The following is a 14,306-nucleotide window of genomic DNA, read 5'->3' as shown; positions in this document are numbered from 1 at the left end:
TGGCCAAAAGTATCCCGGGGGGGTCCGGGGGGCTGGCCCCCCGGCCTCTCCACAATCGGAGACGCCGGCAATGTCCGACATGATGACCACCCAAGCGGGCGACGCCAAAGCTTTCCGCAAGTTCGATCTGGCCCGCGTCCCCACCCCCTGCTTCGTGGTCGACGAAAAGGCAATCGAACGCAACCTGACCATTCTTGCCGACATCGGCACCCAATCCGGCGCGCATGTCCTCAGCGCGCTCAAGGCGTTTTCGATGTTCTCACTGGCCCCGCTGGTGCGTCAGCACCTCGGCGGAACCTGCGCCAGCGGCATCTACGAGGCCCGTTTGGGTCGCGAGGAATATGGCGGCGAGGTCGCTACCTTCTGCGCGGGTTACAAGGACGCCGATATTGACGAAATCCTATCGCTGTCCGACCACATTATCTTTAACTCTCGGGCGCAGAAGGACCGGTTTCTTGCCAAGGCAAAGGCCGCGAAGGTTCAGGTCGGCCTGCGCATCAACCCCGAACATTCCGAAGGCGAGATACCAAAGTACGATCCCTGCGCCCCCTGCTCGCGCCTTGGCACCCCTGTCAGCCAACTGACCGCCGAGACCCTGACCGGGGTCGATGGGTTACACATGCACACGCTCTGCGAACAGGGGTTCGAGCCGCTGCAACGCACATGGGCGGCAGTCGAACCAAAGCTCAAACCCTTCCTCGGCCAACTCAAATGGCTGAATTTCGGCGGCGGGCACCATATCACCCGCGATGACTACGACCGCGACGGACTGGTGGCTTTCATCAAAGCCATCCGCGCCGAATATGACATCGATATCTACCTCGAACCCGGCGAGGCCGTCGCCTTGGACGCAGGCATTCTGGTGGGCGAAATCCTCGACCTGCCGACCAATGGCATGAACCTCGCGATCACCGATATCTCGGCCACCTGTCACATGCCCGACGTGATCGAAGCCCCCTATCGCCCCGCCCTGATGGACGAGGCAGAGGCAGGCCATACCTACCGTCTGGGCGGGCCCTCATGCCTCGCGGGCGACGTGATCGGCGACTATACGTGGGACAAGCCGCTGGAGATCGGTCAGCGCTTTGCCTTCCTCGATCAGGCGCATTACTCGATGGTCAAGACCAACACGTTCAACGGCGTGCCCCTGCCCACCATCGCCCTGTGGAACAGCGAAACGGACGAGCTGAAAATCATCCGACAATTCGGCTATGACGACTTCAAAGAGAGACTCTCATGAGCATCTTCCTCGACAGCGAACTCACCGCCGCGGAACGCAGCGAAGACGCCCGGTTCCGCGTCATCCCGGTGCCACTGGAACGCACCGTGTCTTATGGCGCGGGCACGGCCAAGGGCCCCGGTGCCATCATCGAAGCCAGCAATGAGCTGGAGCGTATCACCGGCCATGCCGAACCCTGCGTCGAGGGGATTTTTACCGAACCCCCGCTGGACTGCGACGGCCCGCTGGCCGAGGTGATGGAGCGCCTCGCCCAACGCACCGAGGCCGCCATCCGCGCAGGCAAGGTGCCGGTGACGCTGGGCGGAGAACATTCCCTCAGCTACGGCGCGGTGACGGGCGTGGCCCGCGCGCTGAACCAGCCCCTCGGCATCGTCCAGATTGACGCCCATGCCGATCTGCGCAATGCCTATCAGGGCGAGAAACACTCTCATGCCTCGGTCATGCACCTGCTGGCCGAGGACGGCATCCGTCTGGCCCAGTTCGGCGTCCGCGCCTTTTCCACGGAAGAGGCTAAGAGCCGCCTGAAGAACCATGTCTTCCATGTCGATGCCGAAGAGTTGGTGACCGGTGGCCTTCATGCAATCGACCTGCCCGAGGATTTCCCCGAACTGGTCTATGTCAGCTTTGATGTGGACGGTCTGGACCCGTCACAGATGCCCGCCACTGGCACCCCGGTTCCGGGTGGGCTTGGCTATTATCAGGCGCTGCGACTGGTAGAACACGCACTCAAGGGACGCAATTGCGTGGGCTTTGACGTCGTGGAATTGGCCCCGGACGGCAATGCGGCGTGGGATTTCACCGCCGCACAGATCGTCTATCGCTTGATGGCGGCCTGTTAACCCTCGGACGTTTCGTTCAACTCCATGTGGCCTTCGCCTTTATTCAGCACGCGGCGCAGCATGGGTTCAAAGAACTCAAGCGGTCTGGTCGGGTAATCCGGGTCGAACGCTTTCTGGTCGTATTCGTGGCAGAAATACCGGCAGTCCTCCCAATGCGGGCTGTCCCGGTACGTGTCGCGGGCGTGACGGTCGCCGCCCAGATGGTGGTTGTAGTAGTATCCCTGAAACACGCAATGATGTTTCAAAATCCAATAGGTTTTCTCGCCGACATAGGGCTTCATCATCGCCGCCGACAGCTCACCATGGTTGTAGGGGGACAGGATATCGCCCGTGTCATGGATCAGGGCGGCGACCACCAGCTCCTCCTCTGCGCCGTCCTCATAAGCGCGCGTCGCGGCCTGCAAGCTATGCTGGTAGCGGTTGACCGGATAGGGCGTCCACTCCTCGTCCAGAGACCGGATCGCGTCCAGAATCCGGTCGGGCAGCGCGGCGTTATACGCCTCTTCATACTCCATCACCGCGTCCCAGTCGGCCTTGGTGGCCTGTTCAAAACTGGTCCAGGTCGGCTTGTGGCTTTTGTCCAGCATGGCGTGTCCTTTGATCTGGTTCTTGCAATCAGGATACCGCAAGCCACAACATCAAAAAAACGAATTGATTTTATCGCCTTGATCAAAAAATACTTTCGGTATGCAAATCAAAGCTCTGGAAACCTTTCTCTGCGTTGCTGATACGGGCGGATTCCACGCCGCTGCTCGGAAACTCAATGTCACCCAAACCGCCGTCAGCGCCCGCATCCGGCTGATCGAGGAGGAGACGGGCAAGCAACTGTTCACACGTGGGGCCGGCGGCACGGCGCTGACCGAATTCGGGCGACAATTCAAACCCTACGCCGAACAGATGCTGTCGCTGTGGTCCTTTGCCTCGACCGACTTGCCTGCGCAGACGCAGGACCGCCTGGCCCTGCGGTTAGGCACGCAACTCAGCATCTGGGACCCGCTTCTGGTCGATCTTGCGGTACAGTTCGAGCAGCAATTCGGCAAGCTGCTGCTGACATTGAACTACGACCACGACCTAAACATGACAGAAGCCGTGGCGACCCATGTTCTGGACGCTGCCCTGACCCACGAAAAACCCTCGGACCGCCGGGTGATCTGTCACGAGCTGACCCCAGAACGCCTGTCGCTGGTCGGAACTCCCGACGACTCGGCAGATGACGCCCCGTTATTCGTTAATCTGGAACTTGGCGAGATCTATCAGGATCACGTGCGCTCAACAGCACGGCAAGCGGCAGGCCAAACGATCTTTCTCGGCAATTGCATGATGGCACTGCGCTATGTCCTGAAACGCGGCGGGTGCGGGTATTTTCCCGATTACGTCATCGGCGACCATCTGGCTTCGGGCACGTTGATGCGTCTGGACAGCGCGCGGGACCTGGTGCTGCCCCTGTATCTTGTAGTGCGAAAGGACAGCGAGGAATTTGCCAACATCCTGACTTGTCTGACCTACCTGCGCGGCTGAGATCAGGTCGAAGGCACAGCATCGCTCCGCCGCCTCGCTGGCATCAGCGGACGTCCGGCGATCAGCAGAAACAAGCAGGATATCAGAACGCCCATGATCGCGGGCAGGTAGAGCAATATCCACAGGTTGGGGTCGGCAATGACCACGGGCGACACAAACCCTCGAACACCTTCCAGCAGCACCAGAATGGTGAAGGCCGCTAATATCTGCGGCCATAGCCCGAACCGCGAAAAACTTCCCAGCATCAGGGTCGAGTATCCGGCCAGCGCGACCGCGATGCAGATGGCCACCCATGAAAACCGCTGATGCAGTTCTTCGACCAACTGCCCCTCGCTATAGCCGTCGGCGGCGGCGACCCCGGCGCGGTCCTGCAACAGATCTGCCGTCGGTATCGCCTCGAGGCTGCGGCGGGTCATGCTGCTGGTATTGGTGAGTTCAGAGATGTCGTAAGAGGCATCCTGAAACAGGGTCGATGACAAGGTCCTTCCCTGCTGGTCCAGACGCAGGGCAATGCCATCCACCATCACCAGATGGATGCCAGTGTCGTTGCTGACCAGATACGCCGTCGCGCTGGAGTAGCTAACAGCGTTTTCCGCATCGCGCCGGTCCGAGACGAAGACCTCATGCAAGGTGCCGTCCAGATCAATCTGCCCGATATAGACGGTCACGCCTGTGGCCGGATGCAGGAATTCACCCTCGTTCAAAAGCTGCGCCGTTACATCGCCTGCGACCTCGGCCTGTCGCACCTCAAGCTGTTCGACCGAGGCTGGGCGCAGAAACACGCTGATGATGGCCATCATCAGCCCCGTCACCACGCCAAATAGCACGATCGCCCGGGCCAGACGCCAGGGGCTGGACCCGGTGGCCAGCATCACGGTCAACTCGCTTTCCCGGCTCAGCCGGTTGGTGGCATAGACGGCGGCGGCGAACACAGCCATCGGCATGACCGTGCGGACCAACGTCGGCAGCGTCAAAGCAGTGAATTCCAGAAACACCATCGCGGACTGCCCGCCGCTGATCACGCGGTCAAACAGGCTGACCGAGCGGGTGATCCAGAACACCCCGACAAGGACCAAAGTGAAAAAGCCGAACAGAATCAGCAATTGCCGCAGGAAATATCCATCAAAGCGCGACATGAGGCTCCATCCCAGTGATCCGTTCGCGCGGACAGTAGTTCATTCGGCAGGCCGTGGAAACCGCGATTGGCGGGTGGTCCGCGTTTTCCGGCAACGCGCGTACGCCGGATCAATCCGGTAGCAAATGAATGGTCAGGTAACACAACAGCTGAAACCCGCCCTGCACCATATGGTTTTCCTCAAGATCAAACTTCATGACCGTTTGATCCGCAAGAAAGAATGCAAGCCAAAGGCCGAGCGAAACGATAAAGGCGATATCGACCCGGCGAAGCCATTTGTCTTGTTGCTCATAGGGCGTGATGGCTGCAAAGACGAACAGAAGCGTTGACAGCAAAGCCCAAAGGATGATGCCGACAAACAGGGCGACATTGATCACCGTGGTCGAGCCGAACTGTTCCAGCGTCTTAACCAGGAACGGGTAGTTGTGCCCGTCAAACCATGGGGTCGACGTTACGCCCAGCAACTCTAGCCCGCCGATGAAGTCTGTCAGAAACGCGAAGGCCCACCAGAGTAGCCAGAAGATCACCAACCCCTGTTTGAAGAAAACCCGCATTGATCATCCTCCGCCCATGTCAAAATCATTGCATCCAATGACAACAGGATACGCGGTTAAGTCGGGAAAGCGAAACGCGAGGCCGGTTTTGCGCAGCTTGCTGAACGAAGATTAACCCTTGGGCCATGCGGGGTTCAGCACCTATCACGATGTCTGGTTCAAGCTCAGCCAGTCACGAAACAGAAGGAAACCGCGATGGCCTATGCAGACACATTTACCGGAAGCGGTTACTTCTCTCGCTTTTTCGCATCGGCCAAAAGAAAGGCGCGGCGCCAGAAACTGGCAGAGTACAAAGGGAAGCGGCGCGAGGTGGACTTGATGTCCGACAAAGTGCTGGCAAAACTCGGCCACAGCAGATGCGACATGCAGGAAGTTTTGTACCGGCACTATTTTCAGGGTTGATGAGCGGCCGCGATTTCAGCCCATGAAAGCCTGATTGATCCTCACGCTGAGGGCGCATCCGAATAGATGTACGGGAAACCCCTAATTTCAAAGGCGTGATAGTGCTGCTATCCGTCGGGCAACGGACCACTTTAACCAATCCGTAGCCCCCTAGATGAGGGGCTGGTCGAGACCCCCTCACCCAGCCCCTCACACCACCCATCACATCCAGAGGCGATGCGACAGGCGATAACGGTTGCTGGCAGCTGCTTTGAGCCAATGCACCGCGATTCCCGGTCCGAGTACACTCGCTATTTCTGAGGGGTTTGAGACGGCGGATGCGCTTCAGTGTGTCCGAGGATGGTCCAAAAGCCTCGTAAATGCCGAATTATTAACAGAACGTTAACGAAACGTTTCCCCTGCATTCAACTGGATTGTTGCAGGGTGGCAGACAGTCGCGCTGGTGACGCTATCGCGACAAACGCTCAATGATCGAGAGAGGAAGTCTGATGTTGGATTATTTTCTGAATTTCTCTGTTGCATCGACAGCGATCCTTATCGGGTTCCTTGCGACTTTTATTGTCGCGTAACGGAAAGGACGCGGACACCTGTGCACAAACCATCGACCGCAAACACAGCCGTTCTGAATGCAAACCGACTGCACCAGGACGACGCTGAATATGTCGCCGCCATGTGGGCGGCCTGCGCTTTGGCGGCTTTGTGCCAAAAAAGGTCAGATCACTTCGCAGAATATGCGCATGCCTGGGCCGGAAAGCTGCATCCAAGCAACTCCCGGTAAATGCGTACTCGGGGCGGACAAACCGGACATCTGATTCTAATTCCCCATAAAAATATGCGGTTCGTCGTGCGAACCGAACTAACCTGAAAGGGGCTGGCGCCCATACACCCCCCCTCGGCCAGCCCCTTATTTTTTCGAATGCAGATTGATGCGGTCCCTACCGCCGCAAGACGGCACGCGTCGCTCGACTTCTAGTGCCCGACCCAACTAGAATGGACGTTCAGGGAACATGAGCGCCCGGCACGCGCATAAAACAAATCCATCTGTGCCGGTCAGGGGGGGGAATCGCATGGCGTCGAAAAAAGAGCTGTTGCAGAAGCTTCTGAAAGGCATCGAAACCGGAGACGCGGCAGCCGCAGCCGTGGTGAACGAGGAAAAGTACATTCAGCACAACCCGCAAACCCACGAGGGTAGCGAGGGGCTGGCCGAATTGTTCGCTCGCCTGTCCAAAACAAACCCGCGGGTCAGGTTCATTCGGGTGTTCGAGGATGGCGATTTCGCTTTTGCGCATAACGAATACGATTTCTCGAGCCTGCGCGCCGCCTTCGAGGTGTTCCGGTTCGAGGATGGCAAAGCCGTGGAACATTGGGACAATATTCAGCCCCTCCAAAGCCCGAACCCATCGGGGCGCGGCATGCTGGACGGCAGCACCGAGATCACCGATCTGGACAAGACCGAGGCCAACCGGGACCTCTCGCGCAGCTTCGTGGAGACGATTCTTATAGACCGCCAGATCGACCAACTCGACCGCTTTGTCGCTGACGGTTTGATCCAGCACAGCCCTGACCTTGCCGATGGGCGCACTGCCTTGCGTTCCGCGTTGGAGGCCACCCAAAACGGCGCGTTGCGCATTCAGTACCACCGCCTGCACCGCGTGCTGGCAGAGGGCAACTTTGTCCTATGCATGAGCGAGGGCGGCAAGGACGGTGTCCATTCCAGCTTCTACGATCTGTTCCGCCTTGAGGACGGTTTGATCGTAGAGCACTGGGACACGGTCGAGGCCATCGCCCCACGCAGCGAATGGAAAAATGACAACGGCAAGTTCTAGGGCCGTTGCCCTCGCCAAATCGTCACCCCGTACGGATGAGATCGGCAGCCTTTTCCGCAATCGCCATGGTCGGCGCGTTGGTGTTGCCCGAAATCAGGTTCGGCATGATCGAAGCATCGACTACGCGCAACCCTTCAACCCCGTGCACGCGCAGCTGCGGATCGACCACGGCCATCTCGTCCACGCCCATCTTGCACGAGCCCACCGGGTGATAGATCGTATCCGCCCGCGCGCGGATGTGCTTTTCCCAGTCGGCGTCGGTCGTGACGGTATCGGTGCCGTGCATCTCGGACAGTTCATAATCGACCAGCGGCGGGGCCTTCATGATCTCGCGGGTGATCTTCACGCCCTTGATCAGGGTCTCAAGATCGCGCGGATCGCTTAGGAAGGCGGGGTCGATCCCCGGCATCGCAAAGGGATCGGCGCTTTGCAGGAACACATTGCCCCGGCTGTCGGGGCGCAGCTTGCACATGTGGCAGCTATAGCCATGACCCCGGTAAATCTTGCGCAGATGATCTTCGACGATGGTCATCATGAAGTGCAACTGAATATCCGGGCGCTCCAGTTCGGGTGAGGTTTTCAGAAACGCCCCGCCTTCGGCCACGGGCGAGGCCGCCATCGACCTGCCATCCCGGCCCCAACGCCAGAAGTGGCGCATCAGGTTCACCCCGCCCCAGGCGCTGAGACCCAGATTGTCTTTGTATGTGGTACGGAAAGACAGTGAGAAATCCAGATGGTCCTGCAGGTTCCGGCCCACGCCCGGCAGGTCGTGGACCACATTGATGCCCAAACGCGCCAGATCCTCGCCGTTACCGATGCCCGACAGTTGCAGGGTCTGCGGCGATTTCAGCGCACCCGCGCAGAGCAGCACCTCGCGCTTGGCTTTGACCTGAACAGCCTGCCCTTTGTGCTGATAAAGGACGCCGGTCGCCCGTTTGTCCTCGGTCAGCACGCGCTTCACCGAGGCCTGCGTGATCACCGTCAGGTTCGGGCGATCCAACACCGGAAACAGATAGGCCGCAGCAGCCGAACAACGCTCGCCGTTTTTTTCCCGGTCGTGGAATTGCGTGACCTGATACAGGCCTACACCTTCCTGATCGCCGCGATTAAAATCGTCGGTGGCGCGGTGCTGCAGGTGGGTGGCGGCCTCGACAAAAGCATGGGAAATCTCACGCGGGTCCTGTTGGTCCGACACCTGCAACGGACCATCTGCGCCGTGTTCGGCATCGCCACCGCGCTGGTTGTTCTCGGACATTTTGAAATAGGGCAGCATGCTGTCCCAATCCCAGCCCTCATTGCCCAGATTGGCCCAATCGTCGTAATCCTGCCTTTGCCCGCGCACATAGAGCGCCGCATTGATCGCGCTGGATCCGCCCAACGCCTTGCCGCGCGGCTGATAGATTGTGCGCCCGTTCAGACCGGGCTGCGGCGCCGACTCCATACACCAGTTATTGATCTGAACCGGCTTGTTCTGGATCATGACGGCCCCGCCCAGCATCATACGGACAAGCAGCCCGTTGCCACCACCGCCCGCTTCCAGCAGGCAGACGCTGACATCCGGGTCTTCGGTCAGACGGCGCGCCAGCACACAGCCAGCCGAGCCGCCGCCAACAATCACATAGTCAAAGATCATTTGGTCCCTTCCACGGCGGTCACCGTGCCGGGCCTTTGCCTGTGCTTCAATCGTGCCGTCGCGGCACTCGGGTTCCGTGTCGCTTTTTAGCTGTTCGCACCCACGGCCATGACGCGGTGCAACTGCGCATAGCGGTCGCCCAACTGGTGGTCGATCATGACCAGCCGCTTGGCATAGTGCGAGGCCGGATACTCCCAGGTCATACCGATCCCGCCGTGCAGCTGGATACTCTCCTCGGCGATCAGCGTCCCCGCGCGACCGATCAGGTTCTTGGCCATGGCGATATACGTTCCGGCCTCATCCGTGCCCAGCTTACTGGCGGCCAGAATGGTGATCGAGCGGCATTGCTCAAGCTCGATCGCCATATCCACCGCCCGGTGTTGCAGCGCCTGAAAGCTGGCGATGGGGCGGCCAAACTGCGTGCGTTGCTTGAGGTAGTCGACCGTCATGTCGACCAACACCTCCATCACCCCCACTGCCTCGGCACACAGCGCCAAACGGCCTGCATCCAGCGCCGCTTCGATGATGTCGTCGGCTGTCTCGCTCAGGCAGGTGGCCGGGGTGGCTTCGAGGATCAACTCTCCCGCGCCGCCGCCGTCGATCATGGCGTAGTCGATAGCCTCGGGCGTCTCGACCAGAAACAGGCCGATGCCCGCGCTGGTACGCGCGGCGACCAGCGCGCCGTCGGCACCGGGCAGGCCATAGACCACCGATTTTCGGCCGTTCAGAACCCAGCCATCGCCGGTTTGATCGGCGCTGGCGCGGATCAGCGGCAGGCTGTCCGCGTCCGGTTCGAACACCGCCAACGGCAGGCGCCTTGTGCCCGAAATCATCTGTTCAACCAGTTCAGCCGCCCCGCAATCGGCAGCAGCGCGGACACTCATCAGCGCCGCCAGCATCGGTTCGGGGCAGAGCCCCCGGCCCAGTTCCTGAAACACGGTGGTGATGTCGAAACCCGCGCCTCCGAACCCGCCCTGCTGTTCGGACACGAAGGCCCCGATCAGGCCGAGGTCAGACAGTTCGGCCCATTTGGCGAGCGAATGATAGGGGGCAGAGCCGATCACGCCATTGCGGGTCTCGAAATCATATTGTTCCGCCAGATAGCGCCGCAGGGTATCGGACAGCATCTGGCGATCTTCGGTCGGGGTGAAATCCATTGGTCAGCCTCCGAACAGGTCTTTGGCGATGATGTTGCGCTGAATCTCGTTCGACCCGCCAAAGATCGACAACTTGCGGTGGTTGAAATAGGTGGCGGCGGACCGCGCGGCCTCCTCCGGCACGGTCAGTGCGTTTTCGGGCAGGTCTCCGGCCGGAAACGGCGATGCGGCGGCCCCAAGGGCCGAGCGGGTCAGAGACAGAATCCGCTGCCGGATCACCGTGCCCTTGATTTTCAACATCGAGCTTTGCACCCCGGACGCTGCACCTTCGCGGGCGGCCGACAGCATGCGCAGGTTCATGACGCGCAGCGCTTCAAGGTCGATCTCAACTTCGGCCATTTCGGCGGCAAACAGCGGGTCTTGCGCTAGCGGTTTGCCGCCCCGGAGCAGTCGCTGCGACAGGGTTTTTAGCTTTTCCAGATCGCGCGCCGAAAAACCCACGCCAGCGATATTGGTGCGCTCATGGGTCAGCAGGTATTTGGCGATGGTCCAGCCCTTGTTTTCCTCACCCACCAGATTGGTCACGGGGACGCGGATATCGGTAAAGAACACCTCGTTCACCTCATGCCCGCCCTCCAGCAGCCTGATTGGGCGCAACTCGACACCCGGCGCGCCCATATCGACCAGAACAAAGCTGATGCCTTCCTGCGGCTTGCCCTCGGTCGAGGTCCGAACGAGGCAGAAGATCCGGTTGGCGTATTGTCCTAACGTGGTCCAGGTTTTCTGGCCGTTGATCACGTAGTCGTCGCCGTCCCGCACCGCGCGGGTTTTCAGGCTGGCGAGGTCTGACCCCGCGCCGGGTTCCGAATAGCCCTGACACCACCAGTCCGAGCCATCCAGAATGCGCGGCAGAATCTCGGCCCTTTGCGCCTCGGTCCCAAACTTGATCAACACCGGACCCAGCATGTTCAAGCCAAAGGGCACAATGCGCGGCGCGTTGGCCAGTGCGCATTCTTCCTCGAAAATATGCCGCTCGACCGCGCCCCATCCGGTGCCGCCATATTCGACGGGCCATGTCACGGCCAGCCAGCCCCGCGCGTTCAGTTTGGCGTGCCAGCCCTCCATCTCGGCCTTTGTCAGCGGCTCGGAGTTGCGGCCTTTGCGGGCGAGGTCTTCCGTCAGGTTTTCGTCCAGAAAGGCGCGGACTTCGGCGCGGAACGCCTGTTCCTCGGGGATGAAACGCAGGTCCATCCTCAGCCCCCTTTGTTCAGATCATCGAAGGCTTTGCCCGCCTCGGCCAACTCGCGCAGCAGGCCGGGGACTTGCCAGTAATAGGGGTCTTCCTGCGCGTACTGCTCGATCCGCCGGACCAGCACGTCCAGCCCGGTGATATCGGCATATTGCAGCGGGCCGCCCCAGTGGCGCGGGAAGCCGTAGCCGAACAGGAACACCGCATCCACGTCGATCGGGCGCAGGGCGATTTTCTCTTCAACCACCCGCGCGGCCTCGGACACCATCGCGGCCATGTAGCGTTCGACGATCTCCTGATCGGTGAAGCTGCGGGCGGTGATGCCTTTGGCGGCGCGCTCCGCTTGCGCATATTCGGCCACGGCAGGGTTCACGCTGCGTGTCTTGCCGTCGTAGATGTAGAACCCCTTGCCGGTCTTGCGCCCGAACCAGCCCTCTTCGCAGATGCGGTCAGCGATCTCGACATAGCGTTCGTTGGCCGGGCGGAACGCGGCCTGACGCTTGCGCGTGGCCCAACCGATGTCCTGCCCCGCCAGATCAGACACTGCAAAGGGGCCCATAGCAAAGCCGAAAGACTCTAACGCCCGGTCGATCTGTTCAAACGGCGCGCCGTCGAGCTGCATATAGGCCGAGGATTTGCGGTAATGCGCCAGAATGCGGTTGCCGATGAAGCCGTCGCAGACCTCGGACCGCACGGCGATCTTGCGCAGTGTCTTGGCCAGTTTGAAGCTGGTGGCAACGATTTCGGGGGCGGTCTCCTGGCCCACCACGACTTCGAGAAGGCGCATGACATGGGCGGGTGAAAAAAAGTGCAACCCGACTACATCTTGCGGTCGGTTGGTCGTTGAGGCGATTTCGTTCACGTCCAGATACGAGGTATTGGTCGCCAGAATGGCCCCCGGTTTGCAGACCTGATCCAAAGTGCCGAAGACCTGCCGCTTGACGTCCATGGATTCAAACACGGCCTCGATCACAACATCCACCTCCCCCAATGCGGCCATGTCGGTGGTGCAGGTCAGCGTGCCCAGTGCCGCATCGCGCTGCGCCTCGGACAGCTTGCCGCGTTTCACCGCCCCGTCGAGGTTTTTGGTGATCGTCTCGCGGGCGAAGGCGACGCGGTCCTCCTCCATCTCAATCAGGGTGACGGGCATCCCGGCCAGCAGCATCGCGGTGGCGATGCCCGAGCCCATGGTGCCGCCGCCGACCACACCGCCCGATGTCAGATCGCGCGCCTCGGCCTTGGCTTCGGGGATATGCGCCACCGCGCGTTCGGCGAAGAAGGCGTGTTTCAGGCCCTTATGGGCGTTGCTATTCAGAGCCTCCATGAACAGGGCGCGTTCCGCCTTCAGCCCTTCGGCCAGCGGCAGGCTGCTCGCCTCTGCCGCTTTCAGGGCGCGTTCGGCGACCTCACCCTTGGCCTTGGCGCGGAAGGCGTCCAGTTCCTCGGCAGTGATGCGGTTGTTCAGTTCGGCCGTTACGAGGGGTTTCAGCGTGCCGTCCAGCAACTGCTGACCGGCGGCCAGAGCAACCCCCTCGGGGTCGCCATCCTGCAGATCATCCAGTAGGCCGGCCTGCAGCGCCACCTCGGCCGGGATCGGTTTGCCCGACGTGATCATACTCAGCGCCGTCTGCCCATCGACCAGACGCGGCAGGCGCTGAGTGCCGCCCGCGCCAGGCAGCAGGCCCAGATTGACCTCGGGCAGACCCAGTTTCAGCCCCTTGATCCCTACCCGCGCCTGACAGCTCAGCGCGATTTCCAGACCGCCGCCCAGAGTGGTGCCGTGCAGCACACAGACGATGGGCTTGGCGCTGTCCTCAAGGACCTCGCATACTTCGGGCAGGATTGGCTGTTTCGGCGGCTGGCCGAACTCGCGAATATCGGCCCCAGCAACAAAGGTCCGCCCCGCCGCATAGAGCGCGATGACTTTGACCGCATCGTCCCCGGCCAGTTCCCGCACCGCGTTCACCAGCCCGATCCGCACGTCATAGCCTGCCGCGTTCACCGGCGGGTTGTCGATCCTGACCAGCGCCACCGCGCCCTCTTTGCGAATTTCGACCGCAGCCATGGAAGCTCTCCTGTTTATCAATCACATATGCCCGAGGCTCAGCCTGAGCGTTTGCACCGTGTCGCGCAGTTTCGGCGCGACCGTCTGTTCAAGTTCCCCGGCATCCAGCACCGACGCATTTGCCCCACACAAAAACGCGAAGGGTTGCGTGCCTGGCGCGGACTGGAACGGCACGGCGCAGGCGTTGACGTCGCGGTTCCACCCCCCAAGCGAGGTCACGTAGCCCTTGCTTTCCAACTGATCGCGATCGGCGCGCGCCTGATCGCTGTTAGGCACCTGCGCCGGGTCCGCCGCCAGCATTGCCCGCCCGGGCGCGCTGCGCTCCATCGGCAGGCGGTGCCCCTCGCTCAACCACAGCGAGGACGCGTTGCGAGGACGCCAGCAGCGGGTCAGCATTGCCGCGCCGCCATGGCGCATGGTCAGGGCGACCAGAACGCCGGTGTCGTCGGCCAATTGTTGCATCATGTTCTCGGCCATCGGCAGAAAGGACAGCCCCGCGCGCGCCGTATATCCCAGCGCCATGACCGAGGGCCCGAGGCGGTAGGTCTCGGACGGCTGCAACTGTTCCAGAAACCCCATCGAGGCCAGCGTAAAGGTCATCCGCGCCACGGTCGAAGGCGGCATCCCGGTGCGGCGCGCCAGTTCGCGATTACCCAGCGAGGGATCGTCGGGCTTGAACGCCTGCAGCACCTGCAACCCCTTGGCGAGGGTCGAGGCAAACCGGCGATCTCGTTCCGCGTCCGACATG

The 14,306-nt window shown here is 61.1% G+C and carries 13 protein-coding genes; 5 read left to right on the top strand and 8 right to left on the bottom strand.

What is annotated here, in order from left to right; genetic code table 11:
• Positions 1 to 70 precede the first annotated feature (70 nt).
• Entirely contained in the window at positions 71 to 1,240 is a 1,170-nt protein-coding gene (gene nspC / locus ACR0JN_RS18080) for a carboxynorspermidine decarboxylase (RefSeq protein ID WP_480887714.1), read from the top strand.
• A complete protein-coding gene (gene speB / locus ACR0JN_RS18075) occupies positions 1,237 to 2,079 on the top strand; it encodes an agmatinase (protein WP_480887712.1) in 843 nt (280 codons plus the stop codon). Before nspC ends, speB begins: the two co-directional genes overlap by 4 nt.
• On the opposite strand, the gene ACR0JN_RS18070 is transcribed toward speB, so the two are convergent.
• Positions 2,076 to 2,666 (bottom strand): HD domain-containing protein, encoded by a 591-nt coding sequence (locus ACR0JN_RS18070; protein ID WP_480887710.1) that lies wholly within the window; start codon positions 2,664 to 2,666, stop codon positions 2,076 to 2,078. The two genes, speB and ACR0JN_RS18070, sit on opposite strands and share 4 nt — an antisense overlap.
• A 100-nt stretch (positions 2,667 to 2,766) precedes the next feature.
• Here ACR0JN_RS18070 and ACR0JN_RS18065 point away from each other — a divergent pair, with 100 nt between their 5' ends.
• Positions 2,767 to 3,597: a LysR family transcriptional regulator gene (locus tag ACR0JN_RS18065; RefSeq protein ID WP_480887708.1), complete on the top strand. Its 831-nt coding sequence runs from the start codon at positions 2,767 to 2,769 to the stop codon at positions 3,595 to 3,597.
• Between the two features lie 2 nt (positions 3,598 to 3,599).
• Here ACR0JN_RS18065 and lptF read toward each other — a convergent pair whose 3' ends face one another.
• Both lptF and ACR0JN_RS18055 read right to left on the bottom strand, forming a co-directional pair.
• Positions 3,600 to 4,733, bottom strand: a complete 1,134-nt coding sequence (gene lptF / locus ACR0JN_RS18060; RefSeq protein ID WP_480887705.1) for an LPS export ABC transporter permease LptF — start codon at positions 4,731 to 4,733, stop codon at positions 3,600 to 3,602.
• Between the two features lie 109 nt (positions 4,734 to 4,842).
• On the bottom strand, positions 4,843 to 5,286 hold the full coding sequence (locus ACR0JN_RS18055) for a hypothetical protein (RefSeq protein WP_480818299.1): 444 nt from the start codon (positions 5,284 to 5,286) through the stop codon (positions 4,843 to 4,845).
• A 195-nt stretch (positions 5,287 to 5,481) separates the two neighbouring features.
• Between ACR0JN_RS18055 and ACR0JN_RS18050 the strand changes: the two genes are divergently transcribed.
• Together ACR0JN_RS18050 and ACR0JN_RS18045 are read left to right on the top strand one after the other, a co-directional pair.
• Entirely contained in the window at positions 5,482 to 5,688 is a 207-nt protein-coding gene (locus tag ACR0JN_RS18050) for a hypothetical protein (protein WP_480887703.1), read from the top strand.
• Positions 5,689 to 6,755: 1,067 nt separating this feature from the next.
• Positions 6,756 to 7,514 (top strand): nuclear transport factor 2 family protein, encoded by a 759-nt coding sequence (locus ACR0JN_RS18045; RefSeq protein ID WP_480887701.1) that lies wholly within the window; start codon positions 6,756 to 6,758, stop codon positions 7,512 to 7,514.
• Between the two features lie 22 nt (positions 7,515 to 7,536).
• On the opposite strand, the gene ACR0JN_RS18040 is transcribed toward ACR0JN_RS18045, so the two are convergent.
• The 5 genes from ACR0JN_RS18040 to ACR0JN_RS18020 all read right to left on the bottom strand — a co-directional run bounded on the left by ACR0JN_RS18040 (position 7,537) and on the right by ACR0JN_RS18020 (position 14,305).
• Positions 7,537 to 9,147: a GMC family oxidoreductase gene (locus ACR0JN_RS18040; RefSeq protein ID WP_480887699.1), complete on the bottom strand. Its 1,611-nt coding sequence runs from the start codon at positions 9,145 to 9,147 to the stop codon at positions 7,537 to 7,539.
• An 86-nt stretch (positions 9,148 to 9,233) separates the two neighbouring features.
• On the bottom strand, positions 9,234 to 10,304 hold the full coding sequence (locus tag ACR0JN_RS18035; protein ID WP_480887697.1) for an acyl-CoA dehydrogenase family protein: 1,071 nt from the start codon (positions 10,302 to 10,304) through the stop codon (positions 9,234 to 9,236).
• Positions 10,305 to 10,307: 3 nt separating this feature from the next.
• On the bottom strand, positions 10,308 to 11,495 hold the full coding sequence (locus ACR0JN_RS18030; RefSeq protein ID WP_480887694.1) for an acyl-CoA dehydrogenase family protein: 1,188 nt from the start codon (positions 11,493 to 11,495) through the stop codon (positions 10,308 to 10,310).
• Positions 11,496 to 11,497: 2 nt separating this feature from the next.
• The gene (locus ACR0JN_RS18025; protein ID WP_480887691.1) at positions 11,498 to 13,558 is read right to left on the bottom strand and encodes a 3-hydroxyacyl-CoA dehydrogenase NAD-binding domain-containing protein; all 2,061 of its coding nucleotides are present in this window, start codon (positions 13,556 to 13,558) and stop codon (positions 11,498 to 11,500) included.
• A gap of 21 nt (positions 13,559 to 13,579) precedes the next feature.
• A complete protein-coding gene (locus tag ACR0JN_RS18020; RefSeq protein WP_480887687.1) occupies positions 13,580 to 14,305 on the bottom strand; it encodes an IclR family transcriptional regulator in 726 nt (241 codons plus the stop codon).
• Position 14,306: the final 1 nt, after the last annotated feature.

Source organism: Ruegeria sp. G12, from assembly GCF_056533565.1.
Note: the sequence above shows the minus strand (reverse complement) of the source record. Positions and strands in the feature narration are given on the sequence as shown.